At 51.1% G+C, this 20,638-nt stretch carries 24 protein-coding genes; 19 read left to right on the forward strand and 5 right to left on the reverse strand.

Annotated elements, in window-relative coordinates; genetic code table 11:
• Positions 1-6: 6 nt before the first annotated feature.
• The 5 genes from JIN87_RS09290 to JIN87_RS09310 form a co-directional block, all read right to left on the reverse strand.
• Complete coding sequence (locus JIN87_RS09290) at positions 7-1,569, reverse strand: ATP-binding response regulator (RefSeq protein WP_200355278.1); 1,563 nt, start codon at positions 1,567-1,569, stop codon at positions 7-9.
• A gap of 11 nt (positions 1,570-1,580) precedes the next feature.
• Positions 1,581-2,018 carry a response regulator gene (locus JIN87_RS09295; RefSeq protein WP_200355279.1) on the reverse strand — a complete coding sequence of 146 codons (438 nt, stop codon included), beginning with the start codon at positions 2,016-2,018 and terminating at the stop codon, positions 1,581-1,583.
• Positions 2,015-3,901 carry a sensor histidine kinase gene (locus JIN87_RS09300; RefSeq protein ID WP_200355280.1) on the reverse strand — a complete coding sequence of 629 codons (1,887 nt, stop codon included), beginning with the start codon at positions 3,899-3,901 and terminating at the stop codon, positions 2,015-2,017. The genes JIN87_RS09295 and JIN87_RS09300 overlap by 4 nt, the downstream gene beginning before the upstream one ends.
• Before the next feature lie 169 nt (positions 3,902-4,070).
• Complete coding sequence (locus JIN87_RS09305) at positions 4,071-5,615, reverse strand: sulfatase family protein (RefSeq protein ID WP_200355281.1); 1,545 nt, start codon at positions 5,613-5,615, stop codon at positions 4,071-4,073.
• 237 nt (positions 5,616-5,852) lie between these two features.
• Complete coding sequence (locus JIN87_RS09310) at positions 5,853-7,598, reverse strand: sulfatase family protein (RefSeq protein WP_200355282.1); 1,746 nt, start codon at positions 7,596-7,598, stop codon at positions 5,853-5,855.
• Positions 7,599-7,892: 294 nt separating this feature from the next.
• Here JIN87_RS09310 and JIN87_RS09315 point away from each other — a divergent pair, with 294 nt between their 5' ends.
• The 19 genes from JIN87_RS09315 to JIN87_RS09405 all read left to right on the forward strand — a co-directional run bounded on the left by JIN87_RS09315 (position 7,893) and on the right by JIN87_RS09405 (position 20,453).
• Positions 7,893-8,504, forward strand: a complete 612-nt coding sequence (locus JIN87_RS09315) for an acyl carrier protein phosphodiesterase (protein WP_425606319.1) — start codon at positions 7,893-7,895, stop codon at positions 8,502-8,504.
• A complete protein-coding gene (locus JIN87_RS09320; RefSeq protein ID WP_200355284.1) occupies positions 8,505-8,903 on the forward strand; it encodes a hypothetical protein in 399 nt (132 codons plus the stop codon).
• Between the two features lie 125 nt (positions 8,904-9,028).
• Positions 9,029-9,370, forward strand: coding sequence for a hypothetical protein (locus tag JIN87_RS09325; protein WP_200355285.1), 342 nt, complete (start codon positions 9,029-9,031; stop codon positions 9,368-9,370).
• 7 nt (positions 9,371-9,377) lie between these two features.
• The gene (locus tag JIN87_RS09330; protein WP_200355286.1) at positions 9,378-9,884 is read left to right on the forward strand and encodes a DNA topology modulation protein; all 507 of its coding nucleotides are present in this window, start codon (positions 9,378-9,380) and stop codon (positions 9,882-9,884) included.
• 86 nt (positions 9,885-9,970) lie between these two features.
• Positions 9,971-10,504: a dihydrofolate reductase family protein gene (locus JIN87_RS09335; RefSeq protein WP_200355287.1), complete on the forward strand. Its 534-nt coding sequence runs from the start codon at positions 9,971-9,973 to the stop codon at positions 10,502-10,504.
• Positions 10,505-10,510: 6 nt separating this feature from the next.
• Entirely contained in the window at positions 10,511-11,017 is a 507-nt protein-coding gene (locus JIN87_RS09340) for a hypothetical protein (RefSeq protein ID WP_200355288.1), read from the forward strand.
• Between the two features lie 96 nt (positions 11,018-11,113).
• A complete protein-coding gene (locus JIN87_RS09345; RefSeq protein ID WP_200355289.1) occupies positions 11,114-11,503 on the forward strand; it encodes a metallophosphoesterase family protein in 390 nt (129 codons plus the stop codon).
• A 1-nt stretch (position 11,504) separates the two neighbouring features.
• Complete coding sequence (locus tag JIN87_RS09350) at positions 11,505-12,074, forward strand: DUF1572 family protein (protein WP_200355290.1); 570 nt, start codon at positions 11,505-11,507, stop codon at positions 12,072-12,074.
• 73 nt (positions 12,075-12,147) lie between these two features.
• Complete coding sequence (locus JIN87_RS09355; RefSeq protein WP_200355291.1) at positions 12,148-12,699, forward strand: hypothetical protein; 552 nt, start codon at positions 12,148-12,150, stop codon at positions 12,697-12,699.
• 34 nt (positions 12,700-12,733) lie between these two features.
• Complete coding sequence (locus tag JIN87_RS09360) at positions 12,734-13,384, forward strand: P-loop nucleotide/nucleoside kinase family protein (protein WP_200355292.1); 651 nt, start codon at positions 12,734-12,736, stop codon at positions 13,382-13,384.
• The gene (locus tag JIN87_RS09365; RefSeq protein ID WP_200355293.1) at positions 13,377-13,922 is read left to right on the forward strand and encodes a VOC family protein; all 546 of its coding nucleotides are present in this window, start codon (positions 13,377-13,379) and stop codon (positions 13,920-13,922) included. Before JIN87_RS09360 ends, JIN87_RS09365 begins: the two co-directional genes overlap by 8 nt.
• Positions 13,923-13,985: 63 nt before the next feature.
• A complete protein-coding gene (locus JIN87_RS09370; RefSeq protein ID WP_200355294.1) occupies positions 13,986-14,507 on the forward strand; it encodes a cysteine hydrolase family protein in 522 nt (173 codons plus the stop codon).
• Between the two features lie 106 nt (positions 14,508-14,613).
• Complete coding sequence (locus JIN87_RS09375) at positions 14,614-15,141, forward strand: GNAT family N-acetyltransferase (RefSeq protein ID WP_200355295.1); 528 nt, start codon at positions 14,614-14,616, stop codon at positions 15,139-15,141.
• Between the two features lie 34 nt (positions 15,142-15,175).
• On the forward strand, positions 15,176-15,835 hold the full coding sequence (locus JIN87_RS09380) for an HAD family hydrolase (RefSeq protein WP_200355296.1): 660 nt from the start codon (positions 15,176-15,178) through the stop codon (positions 15,833-15,835).
• Between the two features lie 66 nt (positions 15,836-15,901).
• Positions 15,902-16,792: a 1,4-dihydroxy-2-naphthoyl-CoA synthase gene (locus JIN87_RS09385; protein WP_200355297.1), complete on the forward strand. Its 891-nt coding sequence runs from the start codon at positions 15,902-15,904 to the stop codon at positions 16,790-16,792.
• 214 nt (positions 16,793-17,006) lie between these two features.
• On the forward strand, positions 17,007-18,470 hold the full coding sequence (locus JIN87_RS09390; protein WP_200355298.1) for a hypothetical protein: 1,464 nt from the start codon (positions 17,007-17,009) through the stop codon (positions 18,468-18,470).
• A 72-nt stretch (positions 18,471-18,542) separates the two neighbouring features.
• The gene (locus JIN87_RS09395) at positions 18,543-19,118 is read left to right on the forward strand and encodes a hypothetical protein (RefSeq protein ID WP_200355299.1); all 576 of its coding nucleotides are present in this window, start codon (positions 18,543-18,545) and stop codon (positions 19,116-19,118) included.
• A 118-nt stretch (positions 19,119-19,236) separates the two neighbouring features.
• Positions 19,237-19,770, forward strand: coding sequence for a hypothetical protein (locus JIN87_RS09400; protein WP_200355300.1), 534 nt, complete (start codon positions 19,237-19,239; stop codon positions 19,768-19,770).
• Between the two features lie 170 nt (positions 19,771-19,940).
• Positions 19,941-20,453, forward strand: a complete 513-nt coding sequence (locus JIN87_RS09405; protein ID WP_200355301.1) for a GNAT family N-acetyltransferase — start codon at positions 19,941-19,943, stop codon at positions 20,451-20,453.
• The last annotated feature ends 185 nt before the right edge of the window (positions 20,454-20,638 follow it).

The following is a 20,638-nucleotide window of genomic DNA, read 5'->3' on the forward strand; positions in this document are numbered from 1 at the left end:
CGGCTTCTACTGGCTCTCGAGTTCGCTTAAATCTGGAATTTTGAGGCAGGGGATTGAAAAGCTAAAAGTCGAACCGACGTCGACTTGCGAGTCGACTGACAGATTGCCTCCTAGGAGTTCAACGAGCCCCTGGGAGATTGAGAGCCCGAGACCTGCCCCTTGAAAATCTCTGTTAAATTTTTGGTCGATTTGGCGAAAGCGCTCGAAGATGATCTCTTGCTTGTCTCCGGGAATACCGATTCCTGTATCTCTTACGTAAAAGTGGAGGTAGCTCTCATCGTCGTCGATGTATCCAAACGTTATGCGACCGGAATCCGTGAACTTAATGGCATTGCGTATCAGATTCAACAATACCTGTCTCAAACGTCTGTGGTCTGTGTAGACGGTGCGTTTGGGAGGAGTCTTTTGATCGATTTGAGGGAGCTCTAGGAAGAGTCCTTCGAGTTCTTTAAGCTTGGGATCTGCCGAGAAACTTTCTCGGACTTGTTCGAGGAATGAATGCAGGTCGAAGCAGGAGGGTTCGGCTTTCATTTCTCCTGACTCGATCTTGGCAGAATCCACGATGTCGTTTATGAGATCGAGCAGGTGGTTTCCGTTTTCGAATATGACCTTGGCCCAGTGCATGGACTCCTCCTGATCTGTCACGTCCTCTTGGAGGAGGTTTGCTAGTCCGATGATCGCGTTGAGAGGGGTGCGGAGTTCGTGGGAAATATTGGCCAGAAACGCGGTCTTCAACCGATCGCTTTTCTCGGCTTGTTCTTTGGATTTTCGTAGTTCTAGGAGACTCTCGACGTGATCGGTGATATCGATAGAAACTCCGACTAGAGTGTTCTTCCCATGCTTGTTCCTAAAGGGTTGCCCGCGACTTTCGAACCACTTTACTTCGCCATCATCGTTTAGGATGCGATGCTTGATGCAGAATGGGCTAAGCTCAGTAAGACTTTTCTGGATACTTAGAATGAAGTCGCTGCGATCTTCTTCTACAAAGATGTTCAAGAAGGCGTCGATGGAGATAGAGGGGGATCTACTCTTTATTTGATAGAGGGATTTTGTGGATCTGGACCAGATGAATTGTCCTGTGCTTGGTTCGTAGGCCCATGAGCCGACTTGAGCTGCATCCTCTGCCAGTCGAAGCACGGCGTGTTGTTTGTTGAGAGCTTGTTCCGCGAATTGCTTTTCACTACGATGGCGCGCTTCAACGACCTCGCGCTCGATAGCTGGGAGGAGCCGAGAGCGACTGTTTTTTAAGATGAAGTCGCGAGCCCCGTTTCGCATCGTTTCAACCGCAAGCTCTTCTCCGACAGCTCCTGACATAATAATAACTGGGATATCGAGAGAGCGATCTTTCAGAGCCTGAAGTACGTGTAGGCCGCTAAGCGAGGGCATGCTGTAGTCTGAAATGATCAGGTCCCAATTTTGGCTCTCGATCGCTTGAAGAAAGGCAGACTTGGAGTCAACCCAAGCCAGTTCGCATCCGAATGATGACTTCTTCAAATGACGCTTCAGAAGAAGGAAGTCGTCCTCGTTGTCCTCAACGTTTAGAATGCGAACTGTATCGTATTGTTGCATACGATTTCAATCTAGAAGGGGCGCTCATTGAGGAGCAGCCAGTAGAATCCCAGTTGTTTCACGGCTTCGGTGAATTGATGAAAGTCCACTGGCTTTCTGATGTAACTGTTGGCCCCCAACTCGTAACTCATGGAGAGATCCTCCTCTTCTCTAGATGTGGTGAGAATCGTAACGGGGACGCAGCGCGTTTTTCGTTCGGATCTGATTTGCTTCAGAACTTCGATTCCATCAACTCGAGGTAGGTTCAGGTCTAATAGCACCAGAGACGGGAGGGGGGATGTTACCTTGCCCGCAAACCGTCCTTTCCGAAATAGATAATCTAAGGCGTCTTGGCCGTCGTTTACCACGTCGATTTGATTCACGAGTCCTTGTTTTTTGAAGGCTCGCAGCGTTAGTTCAACGTCATCGGGGTTGTCTTCGACGAGTAGGATACGTCCTTGTTCGCTCATTTTGGGGTGGGGGTAAGAGGAGGATCTTGAATAGGGATTCGAAAATAGAAGCGTGAGCCTTGATCGGGGGCAGACTCGGCCCAAACTGAACCGCCGTGTTTGTTGGCGATTCTATGCACTGTCGCCAAACCGATACCATTTCCTTCGTATTCGTCTGGTCGGTGCAGACGCTGAAAGGGTGCGAAGAGTTTGCCCGCATAAGCCATGTCGAAGCCCGTTCCGTTGTCTTCAACGCAGAGGACATGCGCGTCGTCGTAACGTTTTGTGGATACGCTAACTTTTGCATCTTCTCGTTGAGAGGTGTATTTCCAGGCGTTCCCCAAGAGGTTTTCCAACGCGACGCGCATTAAATCGGGGTCGCACTGAGCTTGGATATCGTCATCGATCTGTACCTGAACTTGATGCTGTGGGTTCGACTCCTGGAGTTCCGAACAAATCTTCTGCAGAAGTTCGCTTAGGTTGATCGAACGCTTGCTCACTTCTTTTCGCCCGATTCGAGAAAGTTGAAGGATGTCGTCGATAAGTGAGGACATTCGTTGCGTTCCTGCCCTTATTCTCCTCAAAAAGTGTTTTCCATCGTCGTCGAGCAAGTGTCCGTAATCTTCAAGTAGAGCTTGTCCGAAACCGTCTATGCCTCGCAGTGGAGCGCGAAGGTCATGAGAGACTGAATACGCGAAGGATTCTAGTTCGCGGTTCGTGTCACGTAGTTCCTCGGTACGGATCTCGACTAGCTTTTCGAGATTGTGTTGGTATTCCGCGACCTTCTCTTCTGCCTCTTTGCGTTGAGTAATGTCGAAAACGAAGGCGATCTTAAACTCTTGGTTGTCGATGAAGACGTAGTTCGAGTGAATTTCGACGGGGAGTGACGTTCCGTCTTTGCGACGCAACTCTGATTCGATTTCAAGGGCTCCCTCTTTCTTTAGTTCTCTCCAGTGGGCTTTCCAGGTGGATTGAGAGACGCTCGGGTTTATGTCGAAATCGAACATCCCGATCAGCTCCTTCCGGCTGTATTGCAGCCATTCGCAAGCGGTTTGGTTGACGTAGAAAAAGCTTCCGTCCGCATTGCACCAAAAGATGGCTGATCTTACTTCGTCAACGGAGTAGTGGCTTAGGGCAAATCGGCGTTCGCGTTCCTTTTCTGCGGTGATGTCCTCGTAGGTGCCAAGAAGACCGAAGACTGCTCCATCTGCACGTCGCAATGGAACTTTGCTCGTTCTCAACCAAGCTTTAGCGCCATCAGAACGAGTCTGTGGCTCGATGAATCGTTCTTGGGAAACTCCAGTATTCATCACCTCTCGGTCGATTTTCCTGAAGAAGTCCGCGTCAGATCTGGAGAATAGCTGATAGTCGGTTTTGCCTTTTACTGAGGCAGGTGAAGCAAGACCTGCATCTTTAGCGAAAGCCTTGTTGCAGCCAAGATAGTTACTCTCGAGGTCCTTCCAGAAGACTCGAATGGGCATCGCGTCGAGGGCGGTCATCTGGAAATCCCGCGATTGCGCGTCGTCTTCTTCGAGTTGGAGGTGACGTGTTAGGTCGCAAATCGTGCCTTTAACGATGCCTCCTGTGCGTCGCCATGCGATTTCGATTCTTTTTGCTGAGTCTCTGACGCGGGTGATGAACCGGCCGGTTTCGCCGCCGGACTGATGGGTTTTGAATGAATGGATCCAATCTTCGCGATCTGAATGATCTATAAGGTCCTCCAGGGCAGCGTGTTGCTGTACGTCAGCGGTAGGCTCCCCTAGGACGCGAAGGGCTCCGGTAGAATAGTGATACTCGTTGGCGTTTTCCTGATAAAGCCAGGATCCGCTTAGGGATAGGGCTTCGAAATCAGCATCGATTCCAGAAAGGTTGGTACGCTTTGAGGGAGACGACTGGCTTTCCATCTGCGGGCAAGACAAGAGTAATTGGAAAAGTGGGGTTTGGGCAGCCTACAACTCGGCACCCATTAGGTAGCTTAATTGTGAAAAAACACAACTCGGCCACGCATTTCTTGTCTTAACCCAACGTGTTTGAGTCCCGCTTCTCGTGGGCGCCTCAATTTGGAGGTCTCAGTTACTTGAGACTTTCAGCAGCAGGAGCTCGGTCGGCTAGCGCTTTCTTCTTTTTTGACCAGCTCGCAGTTCGGTCGAAGAGTAGACGGTACTCGGCGTATCCGTTGTTGGATACCCCTTGGCTCTTCATGTGAGCCAATTGTTTGTCGTAGCGTTGTCTCATATTTTTAAGAGCTACGGAATGCTCTGGGTGGTTGGCTACGTTCTGGAGTTCGTACGGATCCTTGGCCATGTGATAAAGCTCTTCGGTAGGCTTCAGTCCTTGTGACTCGTCTTTGTAATACCAGTAGATGTATTTGTAATCTTCACTGACGATCGTCATGCAGCGTGTCTCCTCTGGTCCCCAAATTTGCAATACGGGCAGTGTTTTACGCACTCTATTTTCCGTATCACGAATCGCAGGAAGAAGACTCCGTCCATCGTAATGCTTTGGCGTTTCGACTCCCGCGAGATCGAGAATCGTGGCAGTAATGTCGACATTGGCTGACAGCTTTCCGTAGCGACGCATCTCGCCGCTTTGAGGGTGTCTTGGGTCGTAAACGATTAGCGGGACGCGAGCACCTTCTTCGTAAGGCAAAACCTTGCTGCCTAGGCCGTGAGAGCCATTGAAATACCCATTATCGGAAGAAAAGATAACGACTGTGTTGTCAGCGATTCCGAGTCTTTCGAGTTCGTCCAGAATCATGCCAATGGAGTAGTCGACACCGTAGATAAGCTGATGGTACTTCCTTAGAGCCTTTTGGTAGCTCTCTTCCTCGCTGTAACCCCAATCTACAAATCTTGGATACTGGCGGCCTAGCTGCGAGTGCTTCGAAAAGTGTTCACCCGCTTCGCGCCCGTAGTTTGGGAGTTTGCGGAAGGTCGTGTCTCGATAGACATCATCAAACTTAGGATCGGGCTGTATAGGACGGTGAGGCGCTTTGTAGAATACGGACATGCAGAATGGCTTCCCAGTTTTGACCGATTCGCGCATGAAGTCGATTGTGGCGGCTCCGTAAGCCCGAGAGCTGTGCGGGTAGTCCTTTGCGTATTTCGCAAGGCTTGGGTTTGCTTTGGTCTTGAAGTTTGTCTGCCCCGGACCACCGACCCAGAAATCGAAGTCTCGTTTGGCACGGTCTCCCTCAGTGTCTTTTCCTGGAACAGATCCGTCTGCCGACACATGGAATCCGAACTTCCCGCCAAAACCAGTGCGGTAGCCTGCTTGTTTCAGGAGAATGGGATAGGATGAGGCCCATTGTTCTTCACCGGTAGGGCCATGAGTAAAATTGCAACCCGTCTTGTATTCATAAAGCCCTGTCATGACGTTCGCCCGGCTCGCCATGCAAATTGCAGTGGTATTGTAGTGCCGCTCAAATACGACTCCGTTTTGGCCAAGACGATCGATGTTTGGTGTCTTTACATCCGGATTTCCGTAGACACCGAGCGTGTCGTAAGCTTGGTCGTCGGTGAAGAAGAAGAGTATATTGGGTCGTTTCTCAGCAGCGCTTGAGATGCTAGCAAGGAAGAGGGAGAAGAGGGCGACTCGGAAAAGTGTTTTTGGTGTCATGGCGTTTGATCTGTCCCAAATAGGGCGGTTTCAGAAAAGAGAAAATATGCCTCAGCCCTCAAGAGTAACGCTATTTACCCTATTAAAAATGAAGGATCGTAGCCCTGTTTTGGCGAATTTTGAAACGGTGGGCTCTAATTTGTGCGGGCGATCGCGGTTAACGTTCGCGGATGATAGTTACACAAAAAAGCGTCCCTCAATGACGAGGAACGCTTTGATTAAAATGACACTGAGATCTTATCGTTCTGCCTTAGTCGGAGTTCCAAACTCCTTCGCGTAGGCCTTTGCGATCTCTTCAGCGCGAGCACGGTCTTCCGAATCGTAGTCCCAGAAATCATCGATTACCGCGTTTGTGTTCACGATGCGGATACGATCCTTTTCATCAATGGCCACGGATGGGTCGTCGGCTTTTACCTGGTGACGCAGTTCCTTGAATTGAGCCTTAAGCTTCTTGAGGACGGGTGCGTATTCGGGGTCGTCATAGAGATTGTTGCTTTCCGTTGGGTCGTTTTTGAGATCGTAGAGTTCCCACGCTGGAGGGGAATCCATTTTGGTGCGGGCATGGCCGTAGCCCTTGTCCCAACCCGAAGTTCCATAGAAGAAGATTAACTTGTAACGCTTTGTGCGCATGGCGATGTGGGCTGGATTGTCATGGTGGGCCATATGCATCCAGTACTGATAGTAGGCTGCTTTGCGCCAGTTCTTCGGTTCCTTGCCGGAGTCGAGGATCTTGCGGGCGCTGCGACCTTGCATGTAGTCAGGGCGTTTGACGCCAGCGTAGTCGAGCATAGTTACCGGGAAGTCCACGTTTTCGATGATGGCATCGCTACGACCTGGTTTGATGGTTTTAGGATAACGAACGATGTACGGGACGCGATAGGAAGGCTCGTAAGCCCAACGCTTATCCTGCATGTCGTGCTCACCGAGGAAGAATCCTTGGTCGCCCGTGTACATAATGACGGTGTTATCTAGGAGCCCTTCCGCTTCGAGGTAATCGACCACGCGCTTTACGTTATCGTCGACGCCCTTCACGCAGCGGAAATATGCCTTCATGTATTCCTGGTAAGCCTGAGCCTTGATATCACGATCGTTTTGGCTGTGGTCGATCTTGTCAGCCCAAGGAGTGCCTTGGTCTTCAGCGTAATTACGGCGGAAGTTGCGACGCCCGATCGAGGTGCCGACAACACGCTCGAGTGAGCCGTCGATGCCACGGGTTGCAAGTGAACCTTCGCCACGCTTCCAAAGTGTTTCAGGCTCTGGCATGTGGACGTTTTCGAGATATTCTTCGTAGCGTGGAGCGTACTCGAAATAGTCGTGCGGAGCCTTGAAGTGTAGTTTGAGGAAAAACGGCTTGTTGGGATCACGCTTCTCCTTGAACCAGTCCAGTGCGATGTCGCCAATGCAGTCTGTTGAGTGGCCCTTCATCTCGACAGCTCCTTCAAAGGTACGCTCTTTCCCGTAGCGGGCCTTCGGGTAGGTGCGAGTGATTGTGTTCGTTGAGCCCTTTTCGAAGAAGAATGGGTCGAAATAGTCGCCTTGGCTGTAGAGGACCTTGTAGTAGTCGAAAGCGTCTGGTCGTTCCTTGAGGTGCCACTTGCCGATCACGGCTGTTTGATAGCCCGCGTTCTTCATTTCGATGGCGAGGTACTGGCGTTCCTTTTCAATCGAGCCGGCGAGCGTAAGAACACCGTTCACGTGTGGGTACTGACCTGTGAGGATTGCCGCACGTGCGGGGGTGCAAATGGAATTTGTTGTGAACGCATTGTCGAAAACGACGCCTTCCGAAGCGAGTCGGTCGAGGGTAGGGGTCGGGTTCAAGTCGGAAAATCGGCTGTTGTATGCGCCAACACCCTGCCAGGTGTGGTCGTCCGACATGATGAACAAGACGTTAGGCTTATCGCTCTTGGCAAAACCGGATACGGTAGCTGCCAACGCAGCAGTCGCCAGGAGGAGTTTTCGTAGAGTTAGGGGCTTTTTCTTCATAGCTAGGCGGCTAAATTGAATGCAGCATGCAAACTAGATTTGATTGGAGAAATACGACTGTCTCACTATGAGCGAGTCAACCGAGATCCCGGCACTCCATCCAGCTGAGGATACTTAAACAGTTCAAACCTAGAGCCATGTAGATTAGTGCCGTTGAGGGCGATATTTTGAACCTGTCGCTTTAGTAAAGTAAGATGACGCACTTCCAATAGGAACGATAGGCGATTCGGAAGGCGCTTCAGAGACAGGTTGTGTTTTTCTGTCAACCGATCTGTGTTGAATGGCAACAAAGCTATGAACTGGCTCGCTCACATTTTCCTGTCTCCACCCTCCATACATTTCCAGTTGGGAAATCTCCTAGCGGATATGACGAAAGGTCGAGCGTGGGCGGGAGCTCCAAGTGAGTTTGTCAGAGGAACCGCACTGCATAGGCAGATTGATCGCCTAACAGACTCCGATCCCATCTTTAAGAGAAGTTCGCGACGAATCGGCGAGCAGGGGTTCTTGCGCGGCATCGTCATAGACTTAGTCTACGACCATTTTTTATCCAAAAATTGGAGACGCTACTCCGATGTGGCTCTAGATGTGTATCTCAAGCGGTTTTACGAGGAAGCTCTGGAATCAATCGAAGGTTACCCTTCTAACGCCCAACGTTTCATTTACTCGCTTGTTCGTTCCCGTCGACTAAACTCGTATTCAGAAATTGCAGGCATTGAAGCGGCAATGCTGCAGATGGATGGTCGACTTTCCGAGCGTTTGAAGCGGAAGGAGACAACGGTTCGCTATTTGCCTGAAGTCCTGGGTGAATACGAATCGCTAGAAACGGACTTTCTTGAGTTTTTCCCATTGCTGAGGAGTCGAGTCTGCTTCGATCAATCAACACTTGAACCCTTTGAATCCAATTAGATGAAATCGGATAACAAACTCGCTCTTATTCTATTCTTGATCGCTGCCGCCCTGACATTTTTGAGTCACGTTGTTGGCGACTCGAGCACGGTTCTGATCGTTACGCTTACGGTGCCCGCGGTAGCAGCGATGATCCTCCCGCCGTCGGTGCTTGCATTTCGAAAACGCAGGGGCTGGATTCTGATTTCGCTCATCTACATCGCATTCGCATTTCCAGTTTTCGTAGTGATCGGGGTGTACGCCTCGAACATTGGAGAATTGGAGCCAAGTGAATTCCTGAACGACTTGCATGAGATCATACCGCAAGCTTACCTCGCCCTGGGCTCGCTTTCGGCAGTATTTGCCGTTCTCACTACATTGTCCTTAGCTGTTTATGAGAAGTGGTTGAAGCGCCCTTGATCGTCGAAAGCCTCCGGCAGCTTGATATGTTGAAAAACGTTTGGAGAACCTGCCTAAGACCCGTCGGTCGGATTGGATATTGGCCTTGCCTGATGGACCTGTGCGGGTGAGCATGCGTCCCTTCTATGGCCCCGTCACGTTACAAGCTGAGCAAAGGAGACTCCCACCCCGAAGAGTCGGAGTCGTCAGAAAATGCGGATACAAACCCAATTAAAGATGTTTCCGAAATTCTGAAGGACAATTACGCGCGACAAAAGGCGGGCGAAAAGCCTCTTGATCTTCAGAAACCAAAGAGCAGACGGAAGCGCGACTATTGGCTCGGGATGGTGGTGGTGAACTCGCTACTTGTAGGGTCTTATTTCTTTTGGGCAGGACACCCGTTGACAGGCGTGTTTTCGCTTTCGGGGATTGTGATTTTTTCAGCGGGGTTCACATGGGCAATGTGGGGCGTTATCAGCGACTACTGACAGAGCGGTGGAGCGGATTGCGATCATAGGCTCTGGTGGAGCTGGCAAAACAGTCTTTGCAAAGCAACTTGCTGAATGCTTGGGCCTGCCGATTTTTCATCTCGATAAGCTCTTTTGGAAACCCAATTGGGTAGAGTCCGACCGCGATGAATGGAGAGCTCTCCAAGAGCAACTCTGTGGGAAACCGCGTTGGATAATGGATGGAAACTATGGTGGCACGATGGAGGTTCGTCTCCAAGCCTGCGATACCGTTATCTTCATAGATCTGCCACGCTGGCTCTGCATATTTCGGGTTTTGCGTCGCATCTGGACTTATCGGAATCGAACGCGTCCTGACGTGACCGACGGTTGCCCGGAAAGATTCAATTGGGTGTTTGTTCGCTACCTGTGGTCTTACCCGAAGACTCGTAAGCCCCAGATATTAACGAGATTGGGCGAGTTGCCTACAGAAACGCGAGTATACATCCTCACTTCAAGAAGAGAGGTGCGCGAGTTTCTGGAGCGGTTGAAGTGATTAGGGTCGTCGCTCAGCTCGAACGGGCACAGCGGAGAAAGGACATTCGCGTTGCTTCTGGCAGGTCCATCCCTAAGTTTCGATCCATGTCCAACTACGTTTATATCGCAACAAGTCTGGATGGCTATATCGCGACCCCTGATGGTGGAGTGGAGTGGCTCGATGATGCTCCCAATCCCGACGGCAGCGACTTTGGGTTCGCGGAGTTCATTTCCCGCGTCGACGGAATCCTGATGGGGCGGGGTACCTTTGAAAAGGTACTCTCGTTCGACATGCCTTGGATGTATGAGAAACCTGTATACGTCTTGAGCAATAGTCTGAGCTCTGTACCGGAAGAACTTGAGGGTAAAGTGATGATTGTCCGAGGGGCGTTACGCGAAGTTCTCGACCGATTGAGCAAGGAGGGCGTGGAGAATCTCTATGTGGACGGGGGGAAGGTGATCCAATCGTTCTTGCGGGAGCGGTTGATCGACGAATTGATCATTACTCGTATTCCCAAGCTGCTGGGCAAGGGGATACCGCTCTTTGGCGATTTGGACGAGATCATGAATTTCGAGCACATGGAGACAGAGGTTCTCAACAACTACATGGTCAAAAGCCGCTACCGTTTGGCTGATTAAGGAAAAATGAGTCTTTTTGGAAAACTATTCTCCCGTAGAAAGAGCGAAGAGGCCAGCGAGAAGCCCGGAACGATTGACGGTATGGCGCTGCCAAATTGCCTGCTGGGATTGATTGAGTTGGGGGCTTGGAAGACTCCGAGTGATGATCAGGTTAGAGCTGCCTTGCCGGGAGTACGATCAGGTGTCCGTTTTTTGGAGACAGTCGAGGCGATGCGTTCAGAATCGCTTGAAACCATTGCGGATCACATGAATACCGCTCGGATTTTTAAGGTTTATCGCGGATCGATCGATGAAGCAAAGTCGCTTCCGTGGCTGGACGTGGAGAAGGCGGTGGTCATAGGAGTGGGAGACGAACCTGACGTCGATTTAGCGATTGTCCTTGATTTTCGAGAGGATCCAAATCGCCCGAAGGTCGTTTACAGCGACTGGTGGACGGAACGCGGGGTTTGCAATTGGGTGGAATGCTACCCGAGCGCTGAAACGTTCGCTGAGGCTTTTGGTTTCGAAACATAAACGAGTCCGCTCGCTGTGTTGCATTGTCGCTGAGCTTATTGCCGTGTCGCTACATTGAGCTGGCTAAAGTGGATTTTATGACTACTCTTGTAGTTTATGAAGAGCGTTGTGTTGGCGGTAGTGATGGGCTTCGGGTTGTTGGCGATCATATTCGTTCAAAGAGAAGCGAAGAAACGGGCGTACGCCGAAAGACTTCGCACCGCACCGCAAAGATTGGCGGAGCAAACTTACAAATTCGATGGCCCGCCGGGATTGAATTTCAGCAGTGAGGAGGAAGCTCGAGATGCGTACGAAATCGTTTTGCGCGAACTTGGCGCTGGAGAAAGACCCGCTCTCTGGGTTTCAGGGCACGACCATACGAATTGTCTGAGAATTTTGGACTATCATCGCTCTCGCCAAGAGATTGAAAATGTGTTGGCGGGAATGGTAGTGGAATCGGCGGACCAGGTACTCGTGCAAAGCATCTCATACTCAGCAGAGAATTAAGATGGGAGACCCTGATTGTCAGATCGATCAATCGACAGAAAGTTTCGTGGGGCTCGCGGTTCGTGAGTTTGCCCGCTTGAAAGGCTTGGCCGATGACGCGACTGGTCAGGTCTCGCGGGAACAGTTCTTTTTGAAAGAGAGCGAGTCGGACAATAGTATCGCGCTGATCTGCAAGCACGTATCCGGAAATCTGATATCGAGATGGACGGACTTTCGGACGAGCGATGGCGAAAAGCCGAACCGCAACCGGGACATGGAGTTTGTTATAGAGGAAGCGGACTGTTACGAAAGACTGTTGGACCGTTGGGAGCAAGGATGGGGAATCCTCTTTAACGCTTTGGACAAATTGGATGGGGGAGACCTCCAGTACCAAGTTACGATCCGTGGAGAGTCCTTAAGTATCCTGCAGGCTATTTGTCGTCAGATGACGCATTACGCCTATCATGTTGGCCAAATCGTCTATATCGCAAAACACCACGTCGCAGAAGATTGGCAGAGTCTGAGCATCCCTCCGGGAAAGTCCGCCGAGTTCAATCAAAGTCCGAACAAGTACATCGAGGATGAAGCTTGAAGTGGTGTGATTTCTGATTGGCTCGTATTCATTGTTGCAGATCAACTGGATTCCAATTTTTCATCTTTTTCCGATGAGATCGCTGTTTCTTGTTTTTGTTCTATTCACGTTTGGATGCTCTGAAAAGAATGAAGCAGCGAGGCTCCAGATTGCTTATCTCTCGATGCAGTATCCAGAGTCCTGGTGGACCACTACCAGTTGGAGGGATATAGAGCCCTTGGAGCCCGAACCCAGCGGTGAGGATGCACTAGTGGGGATCTTCGCTGCTTCTCCGGACGACCCGAATGAAGTAGATGTGAACTTCTCTTCTGGGATCGTTGCAGAGATTAGGACGATCCCGGATTTCATGTATTTTGATGAACGAATGTATCTTTCGCTCTATCTTAATTATGACACGGAATTCGTATATTCCGAAGGCGACATTAAAGCAGCTCGATTTGGTGATCTCTCAGGATACTCAGTGCCCATTTCCCACGGTTATGGTGACTTAACAGGTATGATCTTTGTCTCTAAGCAAAAGGCATCTTTTGTCTTGTTGTACTGTTACTACTACGACGAAGAAGGGAAGGCTAAGATCTATGAGCGCTTGAACACGCTCAAGTTGCATCCATGGTCAGAACTGTAATCCACCACGATTAGAACCCTCTAACTCTTGTTCTATGTCCTTAGTTTTGGCTGAGAGGCTATCCCATGTTTATTGGATCGGCGGGACCAGTGGTTCCGCTAAGACGACTATCGCCCGCCGGATCGCATCCGAGCATGACATGTTGTTGTATTCCTGCGATGAAGTGATGGGGGATCATGCTCGGCGTTGTGAGCCTGAAGAGTGTCCCTTGTTGATGCAATTCATCGAAATGTCGATGGACGAACGTTGGGTCAACCGAACGGCGCAGGTGATGTTCGATACCTTTCATTGGTTTCATGGCGAAGCCTTCTCCTGCATCTTAGATGATCTTCTGAACCTACCTGCAGACCGTAAGGTCATAGCCGAAGGGTTTCGTCTGCTACCTTTACTGGTAGAGCCGCTCCTTGCGAGCCCCGGGAATGCTCTCTGGCTTCTGTCGAGCCCTGAATTTAGGCGAAAGGCTTTCACTGAGCGCGGCAGTCTCTGGAGCATTCCGAATAAAACCTCGAACCCGGAGAAGGCACTGCAAAATCAGTTGGAGCGCGAGGTGCTGTTTGAAAAGCACCTCTCAAGGCAAATCGAATCGACTGGCTTGAGATCGATCAGGGTTGATGGTGTTCTTTCTGAGGATGAGCTGTACGCGGCGGTATCCAGGCAATTTGAATTAGAGTTTGAAGATGCTTGAGCTAGACCACATTGCACTGCTGGTTCGGGACCTGGAAGCGACTGCGGCATCGTTTCCATCGACGCTCGAACGCCATGAGCTTGAAACTTTCGAGAGCGAAGGAACCAAGGAACAGTATATAGACTTTCTGAATACGAATGCTCCTTCACTCCTGCTTTTCGAAGCAATTGGCGATGGGCCCTATCGGCGGGCATTGAAGAAGAGAGGCCCCGGATTGCATCACCTCGGCTATCGCACGACGGATCTAAAAGAGGCGGTGGCCTATTTCGCGAAACAAGGGCTGTTCCTGCATCCGATATCGATTGATTCACTGGAGAAACGGGTCGCTTGGATGTGCCGGCCTGGGATTCCTTTTCTCGTCGAGATCTTTGAATCCGAGCGTGCAAACGGGGAATCGTCCGAACAGGCGGTGATTCGTACGCCAAACGCGTCGAAGGAAATAAGTTGGGCACCTGGTTTGATTTTGTTGCCCGGCGAGTCCTCGGGGATCGGGATTACGGTTGGGGAGGAGAAGGTATGGATCGAAATAGTGAAGTAGATTCATGCATGTTTTCTCGGACCGAGGGTTGCTGTTCGGTCGTTTCGAATCTAAGGGTGAGTAATGAAAAAGGCGCTTCTTCTCATTGATCTTCAAAACGACTATTTCCCTGAAGGATTGTTTCCGCTTTGGAATACGGATGGGACCTTGGAAAAGCTGAAGTCGGCAATCTCTCTCGCCCAAGCGAACGGTGTAGAGGTCATCCACATTCAACACATCGCTAACCCAGAGGCGGGAATCGCTCCCTTTTTCAACAAGGGAACCAAGGGAGCAGACATCCATGCAGACATCCTCGCCGCAGCGCCCGAGGCCCCCGTGGTCATCAAGGAGTATGCCGACAGCTTCCATCAAACAGAACTGGAGTCGGTGTTATCCGATCGGGGGATCGAAGAACTTTTAGTCTGCGGCATGATGACGCAAAATTGCGTGACGCACACAGCAATATCGAAAGCCGCGGAAAAGTACAAAGTCTCGATCCTGACGGATTGCTGCACGACTGTGAACGAAGCCATCCACATGATCGCTCTACATGCGGTTTCGACGCGCGTCGCGTTGGTGGATTCAAATTCCGCCCTCAGTTCGTAGGCAGTTCAGCTCCTTGGCCTGCTTAGGCCGCTACGCTTAATCAAGTAGCCCAAGCCCGAAATCATTCGTGACACTTCGTGTCTTTCGTGGGTGAATCGATCCTGCTATGTTTACCCGCCGTATTAACGAAAAGACTGAAGTCGCCCTTGGTGTCCCGCAATTCGCTGAAGAACTGTATGAACTGACGGATACGAACCGAACGTTCCTTAAGAAATGGTTACCCTGGTTGGATTCGATAAAGGAGCCCAACGACACAAAAAAGTTCATTGCGGGAGAGTTGCAGCGTTTCGCGGAGGGAAAGGGCTTGTTTGGGGTGATCTTTTACGAAGGCAGGATTGCCGGAGTGGTTGGCTTCAATCTAATCGAAAGTGATAATCAGTCGGGACATATTGGATACTGGCTAGGCGAGGCCTACAATGGGAAAGGACTTATGACCGATTCGGTGAAGGATCTCATTGAGCTTGGGAAGGAGCACTACTCGCTTCGTCGCTTTGAGATCCGTTGTGCCGTTGAGAACTCAAAAAGCAGGGCTATACCTGAACGGCTTGGATTTGTGAACGAAGGTACGCTCCGCTCAGTCGAGAAAGTCTACGACAAGTGGTACGACCACGTGGTTTACGGGTTGGTTGTATGACTTGCACCCGGTTTAAATAGAGGACCGGCCAGGCATGCTTTTCCTGGATATTGACGATACCTTGGTAGACCACACGCGAGCGGAGCGCGTGGCGGCAGAGTTGTTTGGCGAGCGTTTTGGAGATTCGATTCCGGATTTTGATGAAACAAGTTTCCCGACCTACTGGCATGATCTCGCGGAGATCCACTTCGCGGCTTTCCTAGCTGGAGAGACAAGCTTTCAGGGGCAACGTCGACGACGGATGCGAAAGCTGTTTCGAGACGAGAATCTCTGTGATGAAAAAGCGGATGAGCTGTTCTCAATTTACCTGAAGTCTTACGAGAATTCGCTCGGCCTTTTCCCGGATGTACTCCCGTTCCTCGAGAAGCACGCGGGGCAGGGCGTCGGGATTATCTCAAATGGCGGCCATGCCCAGCAAAGCGAAAAAATCACCCGGCACGGGCTGGACTCGTACGTAAGCCTCCTCGTGACTGCCGAATCTGCAGGTTGCTCCAAGCCTGATGCCAAAATTTTCCACGACAGCTGCGCTCAGGCCAAGGTCGCCCCTGCGGATGCCATCTACATTGGGGACAGCCTCGAAAAAGACGCTTTGGGGGCGAGCAAGGCAGGCCTCCGCGGCATCTGGCTTAATCGTGACCAACAGCCTGTACCGGAAGGCGTCGAGAGCATTCAGAGCCTGGAGGAGTTCGAGTGAAGCAGTACGAACCCTATACTTCGTCCTTTCCTAATTCATCCCTCATCATTCATACTTACTCCCATCATGGTATCAGAGATCTTTAATCCCGCCGACTGGAACGCTGTTGAAGGCTTCGATTTCGAAGACATCACCTACCACAAGGCTGTCGTAGGCGGCACTGTTCGCATCGCTTTCAACCGTCCCGAGTGTCGCAACGCGTTTCGTCCCAAGACAGTCGACGAACTCGCCAAAGCCTTGGAGCACGCCCAGGCGGACGCTGGCGTTGGCGTTGTGCTGCTAACTGGTAACGGGCCATCGCCGAAAGACGGCGGCTGGGCGTTTTGCTCGGGTGGCGACCAGCGTGTGCGCGGAAAAGATGGATACAAGTACGATGGGACCGAGGACGCGACAGGTGCGAATATGGGCCGATTGCACATCCTCGAGGTGCAACGTCTCATTCGTTTCATGCCAAAGGTCGTCATTGCAGTGGTGCCCGGCTTCGCGGTGGGAGGAGGGCATTCGCTCCATGTTGTATGCGATATGACTTTGGCTTCCAAGGAGCACGCGGTTTTCCAGCAGAAGGACGCGGACGTGGCGAGCTTCGACGGCGGTTACGGCTCGGCGTACCTTGCCAAGCAAGTAGGCCAGAAGCGCGCTCGCGAGGTGTTCTTCCTCGGGCTCCGTTACACTGCCCAAGACGCATACGAGATGGGAATGGTTAACAAAGTCGTCCCCCACGCAGAGCTGGAAAGCAAAGCGCTCGAGTGGGCCTGCATCATAAACGAAAAATCACCCACTGCCCAGAAGATGCTCAAGTTCGCATTCAACCTTACGGACGACGGCATGGTCGGCCAGCAAGTCTTCGCCGGCGAAGCCACCCGACTCGCCTACGGTACCGACGAAGCCGCAGAAGGCCGAACCGCCTTCGTGGAAAAGCGCAAACCAGACTTCAGCAAGTTCTCGCGCCAGTACTGACTTTGATGCGCCAATGATCGGGGGGGGGCGCAAACCCCCTTCACATATGATCTGTGTTTTCCGTGTAATCTGTGGTTCAAGAATTCGCTCCCTTATTAGCAGTCGATACTCTTAGTAGTTCCTCAGTGGTGACACATGCTCCCCACAAGTATACCTCAAAAAAACAGTGAACCCCATGGTTAAGTTTTTCAGAACCCTCTCGTTTCTCTCGCTTATGGTCCCCCTCGTAGCCCAAGATTTCTTAACTTACGAAGATTTTGGGGCAGTGGGAGACGGCGTACATGACGATCTGCCATCTATTTGTGCTGCCCACGAACACGCCAACGCGAACGGCTTGCCGGTGAAGTCCAAGCCAGATGCGACCTACCACTTGGGTTCACGTGCCTTAACCGCAATCATCGCAACGGATACGGATTGGAGCACGTCACGCTTCACCATCGATGATCGTGAGGTAGAGAACCACAAGGCGTCTCTCTTTGAGGTGCGATCGCTGTTGCCGATGGAGACCCTGCCCATTCAGAAGCTGACGCGTGACCAAACCCAGATTGAGTGGAGAGGGGAGCAGGACTATCTTGTCACGGTGTACAATGATAAGGTTAAGCGCTACATTCGGCGTGGGTTGAACCAGAACGCTGGGTCTGATCAACGTGATAGCTTCATTCTAAAGAAAGATGGCACCATCACTAGCCCCATCGACTGGGACTACGATCGAATCAGCAAGGTTGAAGCCCGTCCCATAGATGCGGATACGCTCACGATCAGCGGCGGCGTGTTCACCACCATTGCAAACAATATGAAGCAAGAGGTGGGTTACAATTATTGGTATCGAAACATCGAGATCCTTCGCTCCAACACCGTCTTGGATGGCTTGACTCACTACGTTGCCGGAGAGACGGCTGTCGGGCATCCCTATCGCGGTTTCATCTCTGTGATGAATTGTGCCAACATCGAGCTCCGCAATTGCTTCGCCACTGGCCACAAGGTTTACAAGACAATCGGCAGCGCTGGAAAGCCAGTATCGATGGGCTCCTACGATTACAATGCCAATAGCGTGGTCAACTTCAGCATGATCAACTGTCGGATGAACCACATCCTCGACCGGACGCGGTGGGGGGTGATCGGAACCAACTTCTGCAAGAACATCCTTCTCGAAGGCTGCGAGTTGTCCCGCATGGACGCGCACATGGGGGTATCCGGCACCTACACGATCAAGGACTCAACCCTCGGGTATATGGGACTCAATGCCATTGGTCGAGGTCAACTCACCATCGAAAACTCGACGATTCACGGATCGTCGCTCATTGGTTTTCGAGAAGATTACGGCAGCACTTGGGAGGGCGATGTGACCATCCGAAATACCCGTTGGCTGCCTGTGAACCGGGGTGCTCAGGCTCTTTACATGTTTGGACTCAGAAATGATGGGCAGCACGATTTTGGATACACCTGCTACATGCCTCGAAACGTGACCATCGAGGACCTGTTTATCGATGATTCGCAACATGAAGGCTCGCTGTATTTCTTTTCTGATCCGGGAAGTGAGGCGTCATCCAAGGCACCCCATCCATTCATTCTTACTCAAAAGGTCCAAATGAGCGGTCTCTCTGTTGCTAGTGGCAGTGAAGTCGAAGTCTCGCCCAATGCCGAACTCGAAGAACGCATAAAAATCGTCTGTGACTAACGCGAGATAGAGGAAAGACAGTTGCGGACTTGCGTTCGCCGAACCTACCTATCTGTTTCTCTACCTAGAATCGTGGAAAACAGCGGAGATGTCTTTTCGTTCATAATGGTGATGATTACCATCGTCATCGGCTTTGGCGTGACTGAGCTGCTAAGCGGATCCGCACGTTTGCTAAGAGGGCGCAAAGATGTCCGCCCTTATTGGCTTCACATCGTCGTGGTAATCGGCGTCTTTTTGGCCCACCTTGTCCTTTGGTGGGAGGCTTGGGGCTTGAGGGATGCTCCCGACTGGACCTTTCCGGGTGTTCTCTTCATGCTAACAGGCCCAGTCGGGCTCTACATGATCGCAAACCTTGTGTTTCCAGATGATTGGGCCCGTTGCGATTTTAGGGAATACTATTATGCGAACGCTCGCATTATATGGATCATCGCAGGCATAATCACGCTGCTAACAACCCTTTTTCGCCCTATAATGTTTGATGGAATCATCCTCGATGCAGACAACCTGCCGAGTTTGATACAGCTGGTGATCGTGCTCGTAGTTTGCATTTGGAACAAACCCAAGGTTCATGCCATTCTGATCCCCATTTTCTTTCTCATCGTTTTGGCGGATCAACTCATGTTCCGCTATTTCATCTCGGAGTTCTAGTTAGCCTGAAGAAGGGCATTTTTTGTAACCGACCCACTGGGAGCGTGAACCATGTATTCGCTGAGTTAGACAGCATTGACTCGGTGCAAATCAAATCACGTCAAAAGGAGTATTCAAAATGAGCGATCCCCAAAGAAACCACATTCAAGTCTGGCTCTCCATAGTTGTGGCAACCTTCGTTCTTGGCCTTTTATGTTGGCAGCATTTTACAAGCGGTGTTCCTAGCCACCATCTGCTCCATCGGAGTGATCTGCCTGCCATATCGAATTGGTGGGGAGCCCTGTTGCTTCCAGGACTGACGTGGTTCTCTTCGGCACTGGTGTTCAAGCGAGAGTCCGGACGCTATCCGCTGGCGGCTCAAGTTGGGTTCTTGGCCGCTCTGTTCTACGGCATTGTTTTATCAATAGCCTTTACCAATGGCTTGGATCAAGTCGCTAGCCTAATGGGCCCCGCCTTGCTTGTCATTGCTCTATTTCTGCCAATTTACAGACCTGAGTACCTCTTGGGATTTGTATTGGGAATGTCTTACACGTTCGGAGCCGTACTACCGACAGGTTTTGGGCTTATCGTTTGTGTACTCGCATTCCTGATCTACAAGTTGATCCGTACGATCCCAGTCTTGCTTGTCCGAAAACTCTCGAAAACGAATTGAGGTTGTGCCATCCCCCCGAAGTTGGCATGTAAGGTAGCGACCGTTGTCCCAACGGTCATGCTGTCGAGATGATACCAATTGGGTATAACGAGTGCTACCCACGCGGAATCAGCCATTCACCAGCGATCCGATTGAAATAGAAAATCCCAAGCTTCCGTTAATCCCAAGTCATGATCGAAACTGAACGTCTCATTTTACGCCCCTTTTTGGAGTCAGATTTCGAGGGGGCAAAAAGCGTTTGGGGAGATCGCGAGACCATGTCCTTCTATCCAGAGCCGTATTCGGATGAGCGTATCAAAAAGGCGATTACGAAGCAGATTGGCACATTCGAGGAAGGTGGATACGGATTGTTCGCTTTGATCGAAAAGGAAAGCACCTGCTTTGTGGGCGACTGCGGGATTACGGTCCAGGATATCGACGGTGCGCAAGAATTCGAAATCGGATACCACCTGAACAGATCGTTTTGGGGCAGGGGGTACGCTGTCGAAGCCGCCCTCGCAGTCAAACGATACGGATTCGAGACCCTAAAGCTTCAGAAACTCTGCAGCTACATGGAGAGCGCTCATCAGCAATCGAGGCGAGTCGCAGAGAAGGTGGGGATGACGCTCGAAAAGGAGTACTTGAATCCCAACAACCGCAATTTGCCTACCACGGTTTTTTCGATAAGAAACGGAGAGCGATAACCAAACAATTTGAGGATCGTCACCATTTTGCGGGGAAGATGCGGTTTCAAATGGTTCGTAGGGCTGTCGCTCGCGACACGCCGCATTGCACATTGGCGTCAACTTAAGTCGTAAGGCCCCTATAAAGAGTCTGTTATGCTTCCGTTTACGGCGTTGGAGCAGCCTCTTACGTTAAGTTTTTTATC

It is taken from the genome of Pelagicoccus mobilis (assembly GCF_016595505.1).
Lineage (GTDB): Bacteria > Verrucomicrobiota > Verrucomicrobiia > Opitutales > Opitutaceae > Pelagicoccus > Pelagicoccus mobilis.